At 41.6% G+C, this 19435-nt stretch carries 18 protein-coding genes; 12 read left to right on the top strand and 6 right to left on the bottom strand.

From position 1 onward, the window contains the following. Positions 1 to 61 precede the first annotated feature (61 nt). From neuC to I4Q58_RS01720, 11 genes are read left to right on the top strand one after another with little or no spacing between them, the layout of a single operon-like run. Complete coding sequence (gene neuC, locus I4Q58_RS01770) at positions 62 to 1219, top strand: UDP-N-acetylglucosamine 2-epimerase (RefSeq protein ID WP_203293114.1); 1158 nt, start codon at positions 62 to 64, stop codon at positions 1217 to 1219. Further along, entirely contained in the window at positions 1219 to 1929 is a 711-nt protein-coding gene (locus I4Q58_RS01765; protein WP_203294328.1) for an acylneuraminate cytidylyltransferase family protein, read from the top strand. The genes neuC and I4Q58_RS01765 overlap by 1 nt, the downstream gene beginning before the upstream one ends. Continuing rightward, a complete protein-coding gene (asnB, locus tag I4Q58_RS01760; RefSeq protein ID WP_203293112.1) occupies positions 1917 to 3617 on the top strand; it encodes an asparagine synthase (glutamine-hydrolyzing) in 1701 nt (566 codons plus the stop codon). The genes I4Q58_RS01765 and asnB overlap by 13 nt, the downstream gene beginning before the upstream one ends. 7 nt (positions 3618 to 3624) lie before the next feature. Beyond that, complete coding sequence (locus I4Q58_RS01755) at positions 3625 to 5025, top strand: glycosyltransferase family protein (protein ID WP_203293110.1); 1401 nt, start codon at positions 3625 to 3627, stop codon at positions 5023 to 5025. After that, positions 5022 to 6050, top strand: coding sequence for an exostosin domain-containing protein (locus I4Q58_RS01750; protein WP_203293108.1), 1029 nt, complete (start codon positions 5022 to 5024; stop codon positions 6048 to 6050). Before I4Q58_RS01755 ends, I4Q58_RS01750 begins: the two co-directional genes overlap by 4 nt. Next, on the top strand, positions 6040 to 7179 hold the full coding sequence (locus tag I4Q58_RS01745; RefSeq protein WP_236002797.1) for a glycosyltransferase family 4 protein: 1140 nt from the start codon (positions 6040 to 6042) through the stop codon (positions 7177 to 7179). The genes I4Q58_RS01750 and I4Q58_RS01745 overlap by 11 nt, the downstream gene beginning before the upstream one ends. Next, positions 7176 to 8291 (top strand): glycosyltransferase family 4 protein, encoded by a 1116-nt coding sequence (locus I4Q58_RS01740; protein ID WP_203293106.1) that lies wholly within the window; start codon positions 7176 to 7178, stop codon positions 8289 to 8291. Before I4Q58_RS01745 ends, I4Q58_RS01740 begins: the two co-directional genes overlap by 4 nt. Continuing rightward, positions 8292 to 9359, top strand: coding sequence for a glycosyltransferase (locus tag I4Q58_RS01735; RefSeq protein WP_203293104.1), 1068 nt, complete (start codon positions 8292 to 8294; stop codon positions 9357 to 9359). Then, entirely contained in the window at positions 9346 to 10713 is a 1368-nt protein-coding gene (locus I4Q58_RS01730) for an O-antigen ligase family protein (protein WP_203293102.1), read from the top strand. The genes I4Q58_RS01735 and I4Q58_RS01730 overlap by 14 nt, the downstream gene beginning before the upstream one ends. Next, on the top strand, positions 10679 to 11695 hold the full coding sequence (locus tag I4Q58_RS01725) for a glycosyltransferase family 4 protein (RefSeq protein WP_203293100.1): 1017 nt from the start codon (positions 10679 to 10681) through the stop codon (positions 11693 to 11695). The genes I4Q58_RS01730 and I4Q58_RS01725 overlap by 35 nt, the downstream gene beginning before the upstream one ends. A 33-nt stretch (positions 11696 to 11728) precedes the next feature. Continuing rightward, complete coding sequence (locus I4Q58_RS01720) at positions 11729 to 13114, top strand: sugar transferase (protein WP_203293098.1); 1386 nt, start codon at positions 11729 to 11731, stop codon at positions 13112 to 13114. 1 nt (position 13115) lies between these two features. Here I4Q58_RS01720 and I4Q58_RS01715 read toward each other — a convergent pair whose 3' ends face one another. Beyond that, a complete protein-coding gene (locus I4Q58_RS01715; protein ID WP_203293096.1) occupies positions 13116 to 14324 on the bottom strand; it encodes a lipoprotein N-acyltransferase Lnb domain-containing protein in 1209 nt (402 codons plus the stop codon). Positions 14325 to 14395: 71 nt separating this feature from the next. After that, positions 14396 to 15463, bottom strand: coding sequence for a putative type IX sorting system protein PorV2 (locus tag I4Q58_RS01710; protein WP_236002796.1), 1068 nt, complete (start codon positions 15461 to 15463; stop codon positions 14396 to 14398). Positions 15464 to 15587: 124 nt separating this feature from the next. On the opposite strand from I4Q58_RS01710, the gene I4Q58_RS01705 reads away from it, so the two are divergent. After that, the gene (locus I4Q58_RS01705) at positions 15588 to 16334 is read left to right on the top strand and encodes a CDP-alcohol phosphatidyltransferase family protein (protein WP_203293094.1); all 747 of its coding nucleotides are present in this window, start codon (positions 15588 to 15590) and stop codon (positions 16332 to 16334) included. On the opposite strand, the gene lptB is transcribed toward I4Q58_RS01705, so the two are convergent. The 4 genes from lptB to I4Q58_RS01685 all read right to left on the bottom strand — a co-directional run bounded on the left by lptB (position 16331) and on the right by I4Q58_RS01685 (position 19430). Continuing rightward, positions 16331 to 17074: an LPS export ABC transporter ATP-binding protein gene (gene lptB, locus I4Q58_RS01700; protein ID WP_203293092.1), complete on the bottom strand. Its 744-nt coding sequence runs from the start codon at positions 17072 to 17074 to the stop codon at positions 16331 to 16333. The genes I4Q58_RS01705 and lptB overlap by 4 nt on opposite strands. 539 nt (positions 17075 to 17613) lie before the next feature. Further along, positions 17614 to 17964, bottom strand: coding sequence for a 50S ribosomal protein L19 (rplS, locus tag I4Q58_RS01695; protein WP_203293090.1), 351 nt, complete (start codon positions 17962 to 17964; stop codon positions 17614 to 17616). Positions 17965 to 18257: 293 nt separating this feature from the next. Further along, positions 18258 to 18935 (bottom strand): tRNA (guanosine(37)-N1)-methyltransferase TrmD, encoded by a 678-nt coding sequence (trmD, locus tag I4Q58_RS01690; protein ID WP_203293088.1) that lies wholly within the window; start codon positions 18933 to 18935, stop codon positions 18258 to 18260. Beyond that, positions 18936 to 19430, bottom strand: a complete 495-nt coding sequence (locus tag I4Q58_RS01685; RefSeq protein ID WP_203293086.1) for a tetratricopeptide repeat protein — start codon at positions 19428 to 19430, stop codon at positions 18936 to 18938. Positions 19431 to 19435 lie beyond the last annotated feature (5 nt).

Genomic DNA, 19435 nt, shown 5'->3' with positions numbered 1-19435 from the left:
GAAACCGTTCGATAGCCCTGCCTGTCTCAATTTTTATATTTTTACTTCGAAATAATCGAATATGTCAATCCGGAAAATCTGTGCTGTCATTACCGCCCGACCTTCATACAGTAGGGTGAAGACAGCGCTTCAAGCCATTCAGGCGCATCCAAAGTTAAAATTACAACTGGTAGTGGCCGGTTCGGCACTCTTGGATCGCTATGGCAATGCGGTCGATTTCATCGAAAAGGATGGTTTTACAGTGAATGAAAAGGTTTTTATGGTGCTGGAAGGCGAAAACAAGACCGCCATGGCAAAAACCACTGGACTTGGAGTGATGGAACTTGCCAATGTGTTTTTCAATTTGAACCCCGATGCTGTACTTACAATAGCCGATCGGTTTGAAACCATTGCCACCTCTATCGCGGCAGCGTACCAAAATATTCCATTAATCCATTTACAAGGAGGTGAGGTAACAGGAAATATCGATGAGAAAGTACGACATGCCAATACCAAATTAGCCGATATTCACTTTGTAACGTCGGAAGATGCTAAAGCAAGGGTTCAAAAACTAGGGGAGGATCCCGACTTCGTTTTCAATACAGGTTGTCCATCAATCGACATTGCAGCGGAAGTGTTGGAAAATCCGGCATTAGACTTCAACCCAATTGAAAAATATGGTGGCGTAGGCGCGAGCATTTCAGCAGACAAAGACTATATCGTGGTCATGCAGCATCCCGTTACCACCGAATATCATCAAGCGAAAGAGGATGTACAAAAAACACTTCGTGCAGTCGATAAACTTGGCATCCCAACCTTTTGGTTTTGGCCGAATGTAGATGCTGGTGCCGATGGGACTTCCAATGGAATCCGTTCGTACCGTGAAATCGAAAAGCCAGAAAACATTCACTTTTTTAAGAACATGGAGCCAAGGGATTTCCTTCGCTTACTCCTAAATAGCAAGTGCTTGGTTGGAAATAGTAGCGTGGGAATTCGAGAATGTGCCTTTTTAGGTGTGCCCGTGGTGAACATTGGGACCCGTCAGAACAAACGCCTCCGTGGAAATAATGTGCTGGATGTTTCGTATAACGAAGAGGCTATTCGTGAAGGAATCGAAGCCCAACTACACCATCCAAAAAATAAAAGAAGTTCCGTTTACGGAAATGGCAATAGTGGGAAGCAAATTGCAGATATATTGGCTACGGTCGAACTTCGATACCATAAAACCATTAGCTATTGATGAAGGTTTTGGGACTTATACCGGCCCGTGCAGGAAGTAAGGGGATTCCCCAAAAAAATAGGAAACTATTGGACGGTAAGCCCTTGCTTCAATATACCCTCGATAGCGCAACGAACGCTAATTCGCTTCAAAAGGTTGTGTTTTCTTCAGAGGATAGCGAATTGCAAAATTTAGCGAAGCAATTTGGAGCTTCCGTACCGTTTACGCGACCGATGGAATTAGCAAGCGATACAGCGACTTCGTTGGCTGTGGTACAACATGCCCTAAACACACTTCAGGAACAGGGCGAAACCTATGATGCCGTTTGCTTATTACAGGTTACGTCACCGTTTCGTCAACCGGGTGTAATCGATAAAGCGATTCAGCAATTTAAGGAGAAAGGATCCGATTCCTTGGTTTCAGTCCTCGCCGTACCCCATGAGTACAATCCACATTGGGTATTTGAGCCTACGGCCGAAGGCTTTTTAAAGATAGCCACAGGAGAAGATACCATTATTGGACGAAGACAGGATTTACCACCTGCCTTTATTCGGGACGGCAGTATTTACATCACCAAAACAGAAGTGATACTGGAACAGAACTCCCTTTACGGCAACTCCATTGCGTATTACCCAAACGATTCGGAATGGCACGTAAACATCGATACACCAGCTGATTGGGAACGCGCTACTTCGCTCGCTGAAAAATATAATAGGGAATGTGCGGAATAGCGGGAATCGTTGGTGAACGACCTTCATCGGAAGCACTACAGCGGATGATAACTGCCCAACAGCATCGGGGTCCAGATTATACGGGGACCTATTTAGATGAAGGTATCGCGTTGGGACATAACCGATTAGCTATTATCGACCTGACTTCGGCCGCCCGACAGCCGTTTGCTTCAACAGATGGACGCTATGTATTGGTTTTCAATGGAGAGATTTACAATTATTTGGAATTACGAAAGGAGTTGAAAGCTCATTATGCGTTTCAAACAAACTCTGACACCGAAGTATTGTTAGCTGCCTACCTTCATTGGGGAAAAAAATGCTTGCCAAAACTGAACGGGATGTTCGCTTTTGCCATTTGGGATATAAAAATGAAATCGCTTTTCGCTGCGCGTGATCGTTTCGGAGTGAAACCGTTCTACTATGTTGAAAAGAACAAGCACCTTTATTTTGCTTCTGAAATCAAAACGCTTTTCGCTTCAGGTAGTAAGCGCACTCCTGATGAAAAGGTTTGGGCGAATTATTTTACCTATGGAAGCTACGGTATGCCTGATGAAACATTCTGGGAAGCTATCAAACAAGTACCGGCCGGACATGTTCTTACCTATGAGAATAATAAACTGAAGGTTTCAAAGTGGTATGACTTTGAAAAAGAAATTTTATCACAACCAAAAATCACATCTTTTGAAGAAGCCTTGGAACGGTATGAAACCTTGTTGAAGGACAGTATTGCGTTACGCTTTCGATCCGATGTTCCAGTAGGTTTTAATGTGAGCGGTGGTTTGGATAGTTCAACATTATTGGCATTTGTGAAGTACACCCTAAAAGGTTCGAATAGCAATGCCTATACTTTTTATACCGATGATGCGCGCTATGATGAAGTTTCCTATGTAGAGGAAATGATGGCTACCACCGAATTTCCACTTCACAAAGTATTGTTGAGAGCGGATGCCGTAGATCATTTGAGTAATACAATGGCTAACGTTCAGGATGAACCTTTTGGGGGTATACCTACCTTAGCGTATGCCGAAATTTTTAAAGTTGCAAGACAGCAAGGAGTAAAGGTGTTGTTGGACGGACAGGGAATGGATGAACAATGGGCCGGGTACGATTATTACACCAAAGTGGGAAACGCAACAATTCAAGGGGTACGAAAATCTCCTTTTCGACCATCCGTTTTGAAAAAAGAATTATTGGATTTGACCGAGCGACCGGAATACCCAACACCCTTTAACGATACTGTCCAAAACTTACAATATCGAGATTTATTCTATACCAAAATTCCGCGTGCGCTTCGATTTAACGATCGCGTATCAATGGCTGCTAGCACCGAATTGCGAGAACCCTTTTTGGATTATCGGATGGTCGAGTTCGCATTTTCCTTACCGCTTGCCTATAAAATCAGGAAAGGACAGCAAAAATTCCTGTTGCGCGAATTGGTAGGCACCTATTTGTCCGATTCCATTCGCTACGCCCCTAAACGCCCCTTACAGACACCGCAGCGGGAATGGTTGGGGAATGATCTGGAAGAATGGGTGGCCACACAAATAGAAAGTCTTAAAGCGTATCCTTGGTTCGATAGTAAGGGGTTGGAGCGAGAGTGGGAGACGTATCGAAACGGAAACCAAGAAAGTAGTTTCCATATTTGGCAGTGGGTAAATACAAGTTTACTTTTGAAAGATTCACACTAATCGAGGCATGGCGGAAAAGAAGAATACTATTTTGTTTGTAGTCCCTGACGGTGTTGGTGCTCGAAATTATCTGTTTTCAAAGCTTCCGAGACTTTTAAGTGAAGAAGTACAGCTAAGTTTTTTGACCACCCTTACGAAGCCTGCCATCGCTGAGGTAGAGCAGTTACATGATATTGCTATCAACTACCTTCATTTCGACCTTCCTACCGAACCAAAAAAAGCTAAAATGTATCGTGAAGCTGCTGTGTATGCTAGGTTGCTTTATAATGCACAGGTTCTTCAAAATAAAACCATACTTCAAAATTGGAATAAAAAGAAGCGTACCTTCAGCAAGAAACTCTTCTATGAGATGGTGGAAAGAATAGGGAAATGGGCGTCAAAAAAATACGAACGAATTCTTACCCTAGAAAAAAAAGCTGCCAACGTTTGGCCGCTAAAGCGCGTATTTCAGTATGAGAAAACACTTACTGAAATTCGTCCGAAAGCTATTTTTATAACCCACCAACGGGTCGCTTCCTTACTGCCCATTTGTCTAGCCGCTAAAAAATTGAATATTCCCGTCATTAGCTGTATCTATTCCTGGGATAATACACCCAAGGCGAGTTTGGCAATTAATGCTGACACCTATACGGTTTGGTCGGAATATATGAAAGCGGAATTACAATCGCTTCATCCTGAGCTGAAAGAAGAACAAATAGTGGTTACGGGGACTCCACAGTTTGAGTTTTATAAAGACAAATCTCGTTATATCTCCCGTGAAGAATTTGCGTTAACCTATGGGTTAGATGCTTCCAGAAAATGGATTTGCTTTAGTGGCGACGATGAAATTACCTCGCCTTACGACCCCAAATATCTCGAAGATGTTGCGAAGGCACTAATGGCGTTTCCAAAAGAGAACAGACCACAGCTGATCTTTCGAAGAGCACCGGTGGATGTTTCGGGAAGGTATGATGAAGTATTGGCGACCTATTCTGAAGACATTGTTCCTATCGCGCCCATCTGGACGACCGATAGGAAAAATTGGGGTGCTATCTATCCGAAGAATGCCGATATCGATTTGCTGGTGAATACTGCTAAGCATTGCGACTTGGTAATCAATTTAGGTTCCACTATGGCACATGATTTCGCAATGTTCGATACTCCTTGCCTTTATGTGGCTTACGATGCGGAAGAAGATACAAATTGGTCGGTGACTACTATTTATGCTTTTCAACACTTTCGCTCCATGAAGGAATTAGAAGCTGTGGGCTGGGTGAAGGCACCTTCAGAATGGTACCAAAAAATCGTAGCGGCACTTGAAGATCCTAACAGTATCGGACCGGAACGAGTAGATTGGCTGAAAAGAATCGTGAATCATCCCATAACGGAAGCTTCAGAAAACATCGCTAACTTATTATTGTCCAAATGATATCGCTGTACTACATATCCAAACTTTGGCCAAAAGCACCGAGCTATCATACATTTCCCATTCTTGAAATATGGGAGCAAGAAAATACTTCATTACAAGAATATTACAAGTTTGTAGATCGATTGGAAGAGGCCGATTTTGGGATTGTCTCACTGAACATCCAATTCTTGCTAGAAAATGGATATGGTTCTAAGGTCGACAGTTTTATTGTTGAATGTAGAAGATTGAATAAGAAGGTCTTGATTTTTACGGGAGGCGATTATGGACATACCTCCAAACATCCTAATGTAATCACAGTCCGATTAGGAGGCTTTGAAAGTAAACTTTCGGATTCCACCTTCATCATGTCGCCATTTTTTTCCGATCCTCACAATAGGTCCGTTCTTCAATTTTCATCATTGGAAAAATCTTCGATACCTACCCTTGGTTTTGTAGGTCATTCTAATGGAACGGTAGGCAAAATGGTTCGGGAATGGTTAGTGCATCAAAAATTAAACGTACGGAGAAGACTTGGCAAGGATGCGACCGATATCCAGCGGTTTTATCCATCTAGCCGAAAACGTTTTCAGTATCTTTCCTTTTTGGAAAAGGCGGAGGGAATACAAACAGATTTTATTCATCGGGATAACTATAGAGCAGGCGCCGACGATGAAGCAGAGCGAAAGAGAACAGAGCGAGAATTCTATGAAAACATGCAGCGGAACCTCTATACCTTTTGCATGCGCGGTACCGGGAATTTTTCGGTACGCTTTTTCGAGACCTTGGCGATGGGAAGAATTCCGGTGCTGCTAAATACCGATTGTAGACTACCGTTTCCAAAGCAGATAGAATGGTCGAAGCATATTGTTTCGGTCGATGAAAAAAACCTGAAAAGCTTACCCAAAGAGATTACTGAATTTCATGATTCGCTAAGCGAAGAGGCTTGTGTCTCACTTCAGCGAGCGAATAGAAATATTTGGTTAGAATACTTTCAAAAAGAATCGTATTGTATCGCCTTGTCTAAAACCCTAGAGCATGAAAAATAAGAAATTGAATATCGTTTTTCTATCGCATGAATATCCATTATGGGCTTCAGGTGGCGTAGGAACGTTTTTACAGACGTTCGGAAGGGCTATGGCAGCAGAGGATCATCGCATTACGATATTGGGAGTGGGGGACAAAAGAGAAGAAGTACAGTTGGATGATCAAGGGGTGAAACTAATCAGACTTTCAAGAAACGAGTCTAGACTCCCCAATTTTCTTTATAACAGTGTGCAACTAAACAAAAGGTTACGAGCGCTTCACAAAGAACATCCAATCGATATTATCGAATCGGCCGAATTGGGATTAGGCATCATTTCAAAAAAGCATCCGGCAAAAAAGGTGATCCGAATGCATGGCGGGCACCATTTCTTTGCCGAATCGGAAAATAGAGGTGTCAATTGGCGTAAAGGGAAATTGGAAAAACGAAGTTTTAAAAGAGCCGATGGCTTTATAGCGGTATCACAATATGTTAAATCGCATACTGCTAAGTACCTATCGTACAATAACAAGCCGTTAGAGATTATTAATTATCCAATAGAAACAGATATCTCCATTCCGGACGTTGCGGTAAAATCGGATCATATTCTTTTTGCGGGAACGGTTTGCGAGAAGAAGGGGGTACGACAGCTAATTGAAGCCTTTAAATTGGTGCGAACAAAATACCCAGATAAGAAACTGGATCTCTATGGACGCGATTGGTACTACCCCGACGGTAGTTCATACATTGAGAACCTTCAAAAATCGTATGATACTTCCTATTTTGAAAACGTGACTTTCCACGGTGCTGTTCCGAGAGAAGAATTAAATCGACATTATGCCGAAGCATCGCTTTGCGTGTTTCCTTCCCATATGGAAACACAAGGTCTCGTTACCTTGGAGGCAATGCTGTTGGAAAAACCTGTTATTTTTTCAGAATATGGCCCTGGTCCTGAAACCATCAATCATGGCGAAACCGGATTATTATGTGATGTATATAATCCAAAGGATATAGCCGAGAAGATTACGTTTATCATTCAACATCCAGAAGAAGCTGAAACTATGGCGAAGGCTGGACGCAAAGAAGTCTTGAAGAAATACGAAAAGGATTCTATTTTGGAGCAAAATATCGTTTTTTATAATTCGTTGTTGTGAAATTTGCCGTCATTACACATGTTCCCCATACATTAAAGGAAGAATGTATATATGCCTACGCTCCTTATGTTCGTGAAATGAATATCTGGGGAAGGCATGTTTCTTCGGTATTATTGGTAGCGCCTGATTCAAATTCGGATGTACCATCAGTTATAGAGAGTCCCTATACCATGAAAGATATCATATGGAAAAAGGTGCCGGCGTTCTCATTTGTAACCTTAGGACAGGCAATTCGGGCTCTTTTTGTCATCCCGTTAGTATTTTTTCGAATTTTGAAAGCCTGTCGTAATGCTGACCATATTCATTTACGATGTCCAGGAAATATTGGTTTGCTAGGGTGTATTGTTCAATTATTTTTTCCTGGAAAACCAAAAACCGTTAAGTACGCGGGTAACTGGGATCCAAATGCAAAGCAGCCACTGAGCTATCGATTACAGAAATGGATTTTGGGAAATAGTTTTCTAACAAAAAATATGAATGTGCTGGTATACGGCGAATGGCCTGCTCAATCAAAAAATATTCTACCTTTCTTTACAGCGACGTATAAGGAGGATAAAAAAGAAGAAATTGAAGAAAAAAACTTTTTCCCACCATGGCGATTTCTATTTGTCGGAACATTATCCCCTGGAAAAAGACCGATGTATGCACTGAAATTAATTGAAGCACTTTACAAAAAAGGAATCGCAGTATCCTTGGATGTTTATGGTGACGGAGTAAAGCGAAATGTTCTAGAGCAGTATTCAAGTGCAAATGGGCTAACAGATTTGGTGTCCTTTCACGGAAATCAATCTGCTGCTATGATAGAAAAAGCATATAAGGAAAGTCATTTTCTGATGCTGCCGTCCCAGTCGGAAGGATGGCCGAAGGTAATCGCAGAAGCGATGTTTTTTGGATTGGTTCCCATAGCAACGCCAATTTCCTGTGTCCCATGGATGTTAGATAACGAAAATAGAGGAATATTACTGTCCTTATCTTTGAAAACGGATACTGATCGGATTGCTGCAGTTTTGAAAACACCCGAAGACCTCCGATCAAAGTCTTTGGCTGCAAAGGAATGGTCGCAATACTATACATTGAATCGTTTTGAAAAGGAAATTCAAAAATTGTTATAAATGAGGGTACTACAGCTTATCGATTCCCTTTCCCCCGGTGGGGCCGAGCGAATGGCCGTTTCCTTTGCAAATGCATTGGCAGATAGGGTAGAGGCATCGTTTATCTGTAGTACACGAAAAGAAGGACTGCTGAAAGGAACCATCCGAGAAAACGTACCTTATTTATTTTTGGAGAAGACCAGTACGTTGGATATAAAAGCTTTCCGAACACTATCTCGGTTTGTGAAAGATCACAAAATTACAGTGCTTCACGCACACTCTTCTAGTTTTTTTCTAGCGACCTTAATCAAAATTCGTTATCCTAAGCTACACTTGGTTTGGCACGACCATTATGGTGAAAGTGAACACCTTGCTGCTCGAAAATTCTTTATGTTGAAGAAATGCTCTCGCTATTTCAATACTATCATTTCCGTCAATACTACTCTAAAAAAATGGGCTGAAGAAAACCTGAAATGTACGAAGGTTTATATGCTTTCGAATTTCGTTAATAGTGACGGTGGAAAAGATTCTTCAGATTTGAAACTTCCAGGGAAGAAAGGGCTTCGACTAGTTTGTCTTGCTAATTTTCGGAAGCAAAAGGATCACCTAACGTTGCTACGGGCATTTCAAAGGGTGCTACATCGTTTTCCTGAAGCCACGCTCCATCTAATAGGAAAAGAAGTAGACGAGGCGTATTCAGAACAAATCAAAGCGTTTATCGTAGATAATGCCATCGAAAATGTACATTTACACGGTCCACAACTGAACGTTCTAGAACTATTGAAACAGGCCGATATAGGTGTATTGTCTTCTTCTTCCGAAGGATTGCCGGTGGCACTTTTGGAATATGGTATTGCTGGCTTAGCGGTGGTTTGCACGAATGTTGGGGAATGTAAAATAGTTGTTGGTGTCGACGGAATCATCGTTCCGCCTAATGATAGTACATCGCTATCGGCATCGCTAATCGAATTGCTGGAAGATGATGAAAAACGAAAGCATTATGCGAACCAATTTCATGAAAAGGTAGTAAATACCTATACTTTCCCAGGAATATTACCCCAATTGATGAAAGCGTATGGTGAAGCTTAAAAGAAATCCAATTACCAAGATAACCTATATCCAATTGCTGTTATTGCATATTGGAATGGGGGTTTTGGTCTATTTGGCGGAATTCGCCTCCAAATTTCTTTTTATTGGAATATTTCTGTACTTCCTGTATCGTGTTTTTAGTTCAGGTAATAAGAAAGATGAAGTGTTATTGGCAGCTGGGTATATTATGGGATACGAAGTATTTTCCCGAATGACGGGCGGAGCCCTAACCTATGAGTTTGCAAAGTATGCGGTAATACTATTTATGACGATAGGGATGTTTTTCAAAGGATTTAAGCGCCAATCCTGGCCCTATGCTTTTTATCTTTTGTTCTTGGTGCCCGGAATCTTATTCTCTGCTATGAACCTTAATTATGGGACAAATGTTGCCAACGCAATTGGGTTCAATTTAAGCGGTCCTATTTGCTTGGGTATTGCAGCGTTGTATTGCTACGGCCGAAAAATGCCTGCGGCAAGACTTCAGGGAATTTTACTAGCAATTTTATTGCCTATTGTAACGACTGCTACCTATCTTTATCTGTATACTCCCGATTTAAAAAATATCTTGACCAATACAGAGTCCAATTTTGCTACCTCAGGAGGATTTGGACCAAACCAAGTAGCTACAATTCTAGGACTTGGAATGTTTATCTTGTTTTCCCGATTCTTTCTAATTAAAAACAGACTTGTGAATATTATAGATTTAAGTCTGTTGGGCTATATAGGATACCGAGCCATCATAACTTTCTCAAGGGGAGGAGTTATTACTGCCCTTGCTTGTGCATTAATCTTTCTGGTAGTTTATTTCTATAAGTCAGGAAGAAGGGAACGCAGCGCCTTTGTTCCAAAAGTGGCCTTTGTTGCTGTATTGATGTTGCTTACTTGGATAGTCTCATCTGTGGCTACTATGGGACTGATCGATAAACGATATGCCAATCAGGATGCTGCCGGTAGAGAGGAACAAGATATAACAACTGGTAGGACAGAACTGTTACAAACCGAATTACAAGCCTTTTTCGACAACCCAATTACAGGAATAGGTATCGGAAAAGCAAAAGAGTTCCGACTCGAACGACTTGGCGAGTATGCCGCTAGTCATAATGAGGTAAGTAGGATACTCTCTGAACACGGTATATTTGGAATCGGTGCCCTTGGCATACTTATGATATCACCGTTGGCTTTTCGCCTGCGAAATAGAAGCAATTTATATTTCTTCTCCTTTTATGTATTTTGGTTCCTTACCATCAACCACTCCTCTATGCGATTGGCAGCACCTGCTTTTATGTATGGACTAATATTAATTGCAGTAGTAAAACCGAATGCGAAGAATTCTCTACGTAGGAAACAAGCGTAAACATGAGCGTCAGAATCCGACGACCATCGATACCCTGTCTGAGTTGCTGCAACAGGAAGGGTTTTCCGTTATTAAGGTTTCCAGCATTTCGAACAAACTTTTTCGTTTAATGCATATGGTATATACCGTTGTTCGAAAACGCAACAAGGTTGATGTGGTTCTGATAGACACCTATAGCACTTTAAATTTTACGTATGCCGTTTGGGTAGGCCGACTTTGCCGATACTTCAATCTACCATATATTCCTATTCTTCATGGCGGCAACTTGCCGAAGCGACTGGCACAGAACCCCGACACTTGTAGAAAATTGTTTGGTAATGCACACCAAAATATTGCTCCCTCCCAATTCTTAAAAAATGCATTTGAGGAATTTGGATTTTCCAACATAACCTACATCCCGAATTCATTAGACATTTCGGCATTTCCGTTTAAAAACAGAACGATCTCTGAACCCTTAAAGATTCTATGGGTACGCGCCTTTGCCGAATTATATAATCCCATGTTGGCGATAAAGGCTGCACAGCTATTAAATGATAAGAATATTCGAACGGAACTAACAATGGTAGGTCCAGAAAAGGATGCATCGATGGATGTTTGTAAAGATTATGTAGAGCAATATGCGCTTCCCGTAACCTTTACAGGAGCTTTGGATAGAACCGAATGGACTGAATTAGCAAAAGAGTTCCATATCTTTTTAAATACTACAAATGTCGATAATACACCATTAAGTGTTATTGAAGCCATGGCTCTGGGACTTCCCATTGTATCTACTAATGTAGGGGGTATACCTTTTCTTGTTGAAGATGGCGTTGACGGACTTTTAGTTCCTCCAAATAACGTCGAGGTTTTGGTAACCACCCTTGAAACCCTAGTGGCGAATCCTACTGATACTCGCGAAATGATGCTAAAGGCACGAAAAAAGGCAGAGCAATTTTCATGGCATGCGGTAAAAGAAAAATGGAATATGGTGCTAAACAGTTAAAATTTTCTAAATTTAGCAGCTTAAAACCTCCCCATGTCCCAACAATCGAGTATTCATTTCGATATATCCGAGCGGAAGGTATTGCTGCGTATCTTCGACATAATCAGTGTTTTGGCACTATTGTACGCGGTTGGACTGGTTTTCAATTTCGATTATTTCAAGATAAATTCTACCCACTGGGTATGGTCCATCGTATTAGCCTTATACCTCACGGTTTTTGCTACCATCTTCGAGCTCTATAACCTGCAGAAGGCTAGCCGGCTGGAAACAGTGGTCCAGAATATTATCCTAACCTCCTCGGTTACGGTGTTGTTCTATTTATTAACGCCATTCTTTACGCCAGAATTACCACCCAATCGATTACAGATTGTATACTTCTACATAAGTGTGAACCTCGCACTCTTTATTTGGCGGTATGCCTATATCTCCTTAATTGCGACACCCCGATTCTTTAAGCGAGTATTGGTGATAGGGAATGAAAAAGATATTGAAAGGGTAGTCGATTCGCTTCAAAAATCGGATCCCAACTATCGGGTAATTGGCTTTGTGAATACAGGTGAAGAAAAATATGCTCCAGAAGGTATCGATCAGTTTGAAGCAAAGGACCTAGAAAATATCATTTCAGAATATACCGTATCCGAAATTGTAGTAGCGGTATCTGAAACCAGCGACATCACGATTCCCCTTAACAACCAGCTTATTTCACTATTGGAAAAGGGGGTTCACATTCGGGAATACACGCAAGTATACGAAGAAATCAACCGCCGAGTTCCGGTGCAACATGTATCCAACGATTTTTACCGCTATTTCCCGTTTAGCCGAAGCAATCAAAATAAGCTCTATCTATTCTTCCACCGATTATTGGACCTGTTTTTTTCAATTTTGGGGCTAAGCTTCGGACTACTCATTTCACCTGTCATCATCATAGGGAACCTAGTAGCAAATAGGGGTCCGTTTTTTTATACTCAGGAAAGAGTAGGAAGAAATGGTGACGTTTTCAATATTTATAAATTGCGAAGTATGGTGCGCGATGCCGAAAAGGATGGGGCACGCTACGCCGAAGCAAAGGATGTTCGTGTTACCAAGTTTGGTCGTTTTCTTCGTCGTTCCCGTTTCGATGAAATTCCACAGTTTATCAATGTGATTAAAGGTGATATGAGCGTCATCGGACCACGACCCGAACGCCCTATATTCGTTGAAAACCTTTCCAAGGAAATTCCCTTTTATGAAATCCGCCATTTGGTGAAGCCTGGTGTAACGGGCTGGGCCCAGGTAAATGCAAAATATGGAATGACACAGGAAGATGCCTTAGTAAAACTTCAATACGATCTGTACTACATCAAAAAGCGTAGCTTATTCCTTGATATCAGCATCGTGATTAAAACCTTGAGTACGATTATCTTCTTTAGAGGTCAATAACCTAACCTTCAATAGTAGGCGATTGTGGTTTTCTCTTTAAATACCAAAGCAAAAAGATATAACGTACTGCTAGTGCCAAGAAAAAGGGAATCAATGCTTTTGGAAAGGCCTGCACGCCTGTTATCCAATGAATACAGAGCAACGCTAATAGTAAAGCAAGGAAAAACACATATTGTCGCACCCACTTTTTCGGATAGGGCCTGCTTACCGCCCATGCAATACCGATATTGATTGGGAAGGCCCATAAAAGGTTGTAGTTATTGGCTGTTGCAGAATGATCGGTGGCAAACCACAATAGGAAAAGAATGATGCCGATAATCCCCGTTATGGCAAACAAGCCACCATCCATTCTTCTACAACGACCTATTTGTTTTGCATCGTTAAACGTTCGCCAGAGGATAAAGACAGCGATAAGCAAGAAAACAAACAACGGACTTGTAAAAAAGAAGGGAGTAGCATCTCTAGGAGTATTCTCAAACAGCGTCTTCGTTTCCTTCACCAAGTTTTCCGAAGTACCGTTTTTCTGAAGGGTTGCCGTTGCGGCTGCCTGAAACACGTAATCTGGTAGAAATTGATATTCCCAAGCCGTTGCGGGCTGGTCGACAACCGCACCAATGGCAACATCCATCCCTAAACTTCCCCAGGTATTCCAATGAACATTCTGTTGAATCAGTTCCCGAAAGGTATATTGTTCTTCTTTAAAATCGTCAGTGTAGGTAAGGTCTTCACCTACGACATTCTTCAAAACATCGCGAATCTTGGTGGCACAGTTGTCGTAGAAAAAATCATACTGATATTCCCGGTTTTCAGGTAAGGCATTCTTCTGAAGAAATCGAAACAGTGCCTGTTTTTCAGCATAGGAAAGGTTCAAGACCTGTTCCTTCACCCATCGGTTTTGTTGCTTATAACTTTCAAAGAAACCATCGAAATAGCCAACGCCTAACTGATAAGGAAGTTTTCCCTGCGCAAATTTGGTGTAGAAATTAGGCGTGTTGAAATCGTATACACCATAGTTGAAAACAATATCGAATTCCTGTGACGAATCCTTCACTCGAAAGGCGCTGTGACCGAATTTATCATAGAGTTGGGCACCTGGACCGATTGTCAAAATGCTGATCTCCGCTTCATCTGAAAGCGAACGAAACTGGGCTTCAACAGTAAAAGGAATAAGAAAGATAAGGATAAGGGCGAAACGAAGTGCTTTCAACATACGTGGCGTTTAGAATAGCACAAAAATACGAATTGTGACCTAAGCAGAGGTATTTTAAGAGCGAAGGTTTCCTATCGGAATAAGCTCCAATCCAATTTCAAGGAAAAGACATTGGAATATAAGGCGGCGCTTTGGTCGCCGATATCCGTGAGGGCGTAATCTACCTGAATGCCCTTATATTTAAAACCGACACCGATATTCGGTTGAAAGGAAACGTTTTCAGTGCCATCCAAGCCTAAACTATTTTGGAAATTTCCCATTCCGGCACGTACAAACACCATATCGATATAGCCAAACTGAAGTCCCACAGCAGGTGTCATGCTCGCAAATGAGGAAGAAACAACATCGTTAGTTTCCGCAAAGCGGAAGTTGAAATCGACTTCGGCCAATAAGGAATAGTCGTAATGAAATATAAATTCTCGCGATACTCCTAGCTGCAGTTTTGGAATCGTAATTTCCGTAGTTTCAGGTAACTCTTGATTCTGACCCTCGACGGCCTGTTGAATGCTAGCAAATTCATCTTCATCAATACTCCATGCATTGAAAGTGGTCGTAATATCGCGTGCCATAAGGCCGAATTTCCAATCGCCACTATTAAACTGAAGTCCAGCATCCAATCCGAATCCCCAAGAGTTAGCAAAATCGCCGATAATTCTTCGAATTACCTTGGCGTTGACCCCGATATTCAAGCCATCCAACGGCAATTCCCGAGCATAGGAAAAAGTAACGCCATAGTCGGCAGTGGAGAAAAGGCTGATTCTATTATAATCGATCTGACCTTGTTCATCGATAAGTTGGGTAGTGTTTAAGATATCATCGACCCCAAAGCGAATAACCGATAACCCAACAGCACTTTGGTCGTCCAAAGGCATCGCAAAACCAGCATAATCGTAATTTGCGATATTGGCAAAGTAAGAAGCATGCATTAAGGCGAGTTGATTGTCTTCAAGCGCTACCAAACCGGCAGGGTTCCAATAGCCCGAATTGACATCGGCACTAGAGGCAACGACGGCATTAGCCATACCAAAGGCAGCGGCATCGACACCTATATTCATAAACTCGTTCGAGTATTTTCGAGTGGTTTGGGAATAGGCAATGCTTGCCGTAAGAAAAAATAGTAAGATGAGGTTCTTTTTCAAGCGTGCTATTTTGCGCAAATATCAAACAATTTTACACAATACTAAACTGTAATTTTAACGACATATTGTGTTTTGATAAGGTAGTCGCAAATACTTTGCTATTTTTACAATTAATCACGGTTTTATGCAGAAACACATCCCAAACCTTATTACATCCCTTAATTTGCTCTGTGGAAGCGTTGCGGTAATGCTTGCTGTAGTGGGCGAAGTAGTACCTGCGGCATTTTTCGTATTTGCGGGGATCTTTTTCGACTTTTTTGATGGCTTGGCTGCACGATTGCTGAAAGCTCAGAGCCCAGTCGGATTACAATTGGATTCGTTGGCCGATGTAATAACGAGTGGTTTGGCACCGGCAGTAGTCATGGTACAATTGTTTTCGCAAGCATTGTCAGGTGATTATTTGGATGTTACCGCACCTTTTGCTTCCGATACATGGAATGCAGGCTACAGTCAATATGCTCCGTTTGTCGGATTGTTAATAGCAGTGGCTTCGGCCTATCGTTTGGCGAAATTCAATGTGGATGAACGCCAAGCAGAGGGTTTTATCGGGCTACCAACTCCGGCCAATGCGATTTTGATTTTAAGTATTCCGCTAATTTTGGAATATCAGTCCTTTGATGGCCTTGAAGGGGTGTTGCTGAATCCTTGGTTTTTGTTGTTGCTAACGATTTTCAGTTGTATAATGCTGAATGCTGAAATTGAATTGTTTGCACTAAAGTTTAAGGATTTGGGGTTGAAGAAAAATGGCTTCCGCTATGCATTTTTAGTGCTGTGTATCGTAGCCATCTTACTGTTGAAGTTTATCGCCATTCCAGTAATTATTGCCCTGTATATCGGAATGTCGCTATTCCTGAAACAAAGAAAGGTTTAGTCGGTAAAAAGCTTCTTTTTCCGAAGTTCGAAGTTCTGACCTAAATATACTTTGCGAACCATCGCATCTTCCGCTAACTCTTCAGGTATTCCGTGTTTTAGAATGCTTCCTTCGAACATGAGGTACGTATGATCGGTTATGGCGAGCGTTTCCTGTACGTTATGGTCAGTAATAAGGATTCCGATATTCTTTTGCTTCAATTGCGCCACGATACGCTGAATGTCTTCCACCGCAACGGGATCTACTCCTGCAAAGGGTTCATCCAAAAGAATAAAGTGAGGGTCGGTTGCCAAGGCACGGGCTATTTCCGTTCGTCTACGTTCGCCACCACTTAATAAATCACCGCGGTTTTTCCGAATGTGGTTCAATCCAAATTCTTCCAACAGCGATTCCATTTTCTGCTGCTGTTCCTTTTTGTTGAGGTTGGTAAGCTGAAGCACGCTTAGAATGTTATCCTCTACGCTTAATTTTCGGAATACCGAAGCTTCTTGAGCTAGATAACCAATTCCGTTTTGTGCGCGTTTGTACATCGGGAATTTGGTGATGTTGGTCCCTTCCAGAAATATCTGTCCGCCGTTGGGCTTGATAAGGCCCACGATCATATAGAAAGAAGTGGTTTTTCCGGCTCCGTTCGGTCCGAGTAGTCCTACAATTTCCCCTTGATTCACCTCTAGGGTAATACCTTTAACAACTTTTCGACCTTTATAGGATTTAACAAGATTTTCCGCGCGTAGCTTCATAAGTAATAGTGAGCAATGAAGGGTTTTATTTCCAACGTCAAAGGTACTCAAAAAAGTATGGATGGGTGGGGTATAAAAACAAGAAGAGCCTTATTCCTGTAACGGGTACATGAACAAGGCTCCTTGTGAAACTCGTCTTTACCAACCAATCGTTGCGATTGTAGGATACGGTTATTACACCTATATCATTGTGACGACATTTCAACGAGATGATTTTTTCTCAAACGATTCCGTAATATGAATTACGCTCTGAATCTCGAAAAAACTCTCAAACTTTTTTTGGTCTAGGACCTCACCTTCCGATGAAGGTAAGAACTTCAAACAACCTCAAAAGCTTATAAAGAACGTTACTTTATGTTTACCAAAAGATGAATGGATCATCATTTTGATATTGCTAATGTAAAACAGATTTTCAATTCTCCAAATTTTGTAATCCCTTTTGTATTAACATTTTATAAACTTTTGTTATTAACATTTGTTCATAAAAAAATGCGGCCTGTAAGAGACCGCATTTTTGGTAGTGTTGTCGTGGTAATCGACTAGCTCTTCTTTTCGCGAATTCTAGCTTTCTTACCGGTAAGGTTACGGAAGTAGAAGATACGTTTTCTACGTACGCTACCTTTTTTGTTCATTTCAATTTTTTGGATGGCTGGCAAATTGATTGGGAAGATACGCTCTACGCCAACGGTTCCAGACATTTTACGAATGGTGAAGGTCTTTGTTGCACCAGTTCCTTTAATTTGAATTACCGTTCCACGGAAAAACTGGGTACGGGTTTTTTCACCTTCACGAATTTCATAATACACAGTGATGGTATCACCTGCTCCGAATTGTGGAAATTCTTTCTTCGATACGAATTCGTCTTCTACAAATTTGATTATCGAGTCCATATTTGCTCTTATCTTAAGTTATGTTTAACCAACATTCGCGATTCTCGCCAGAGGTTGAATCAAATCGGCTGCAAAGATAGTGTTTTATCGGGATGGTGCAATGGTATGCGATGTTTTTTTGAAACTGTAGAAATATGTAGGGTGTAGGGTTTAGGGTGGATATCTTATCTTCACTGGTCACTGGTCACTGGTCACTGGTCACTGGTCACTGCCTGCCCGCCGAAGGAGGGTTCACTGCTTACCGACCACCGATCTTTACTTTCGACTAAAGACTATCGACTAATGACTACCAACTAATCATCCAACAAATCCGGTCGCCGCTTTTCGGTCCGTTCAATGGCTTGCTGTTCGCGCCACGCTTCAATTTTTGGCAGGTTGCCACTTGTCAAGATTTCAGGAACAGTCCAACCCTTATATTCGGCAGGACGCGTATAGATAGGAGGGGCCAGCAAATTATCCTGAAAGCTATCGGTCAGTGCGCTGGTTTCATCCCCCAGTACACCGGGCAGCAATCGAATGATGGCATCGCTAACCACCGCCGCGGCTAATTCACCACCACTCAACACATAATCGCCAATCGTAAGTTCCCTCGTTACAAAATGATCGCGTACACGTTGGTCAACGCCTTTGTAGTGACCGCACAAAATGATGATATTCCCTTTCAATGAAAGCTCGTTCGCAATGCCTTGTGTAAACTTTTCCCCGTCTGGAGTCATGTATAGAACTTCATCGTAATCCCGTACCGACTTTAATTCAGAAATACATTTATCGATGGGTTCAATCATCAATACCATGCCGGCGCCACCCCCAAACTGGTAATCGTCCACCTGTTTATAATTATTCGAAGAATAGTCGCGTAGGTTATGCAAATGTACTTCTACTAAACCTTTCTCAATCGCGCGTTTCAATATGGAAGCTTCAAAAGGACTTTCTAATAATTCTGGTAAGACGGTAATAATGTCTATGCGCATCTAAAACAATTCTTTTTTCGATTTACAGCGTTCGATAGAAGCTTTTGCTCTGTCCAACACAGTCTTATCCAACGTATTTAAACCGGTTTTTCGATAGTATTCAATAGCTTCATCCAATTTTCCTTGCTGTTCATACATGATGGCATATTCATTATAGATGGTCGATTTCGTAATACCGGGGATATTGATGGCCTTATCTAACAACTCCTTCAACTCGTCCCATTTTCCCAAGGTTGAAAGCAAAATTGAATAGTTATAGTAAACGGCAGGATACATTGGTGTTTTCTCAAGACAAAGCTTATAAAGGGTTTCGCCTTTTTCATACTCCTTAAATTTCACTTCATACAAATACCCAAGATGGTTATAGGCTTTTCCGAAGTCGGAATCCATATCCAAAATTTCCTCTAAGGTATTGCTCGCCTTATCGTAAAGGCCATTTTTGATGTCGAGGTTTGCCTGATCTAGCATTTCCTCTAGTTTGGTCAGGTGATCCATAATTG

It is taken from the genome of Luteirhabdus pelagi, from assembly GCF_016827595.1.
In the GTDB taxonomy this organism is placed as follows: domain Bacteria; phylum Bacteroidota; class Bacteroidia; order Flavobacteriales; family Flavobacteriaceae; genus Luteirhabdus; species Luteirhabdus pelagi.
Note: the sequence above shows the minus strand (reverse complement) of the source record. Positions and strands in the feature narration are given on the sequence as shown.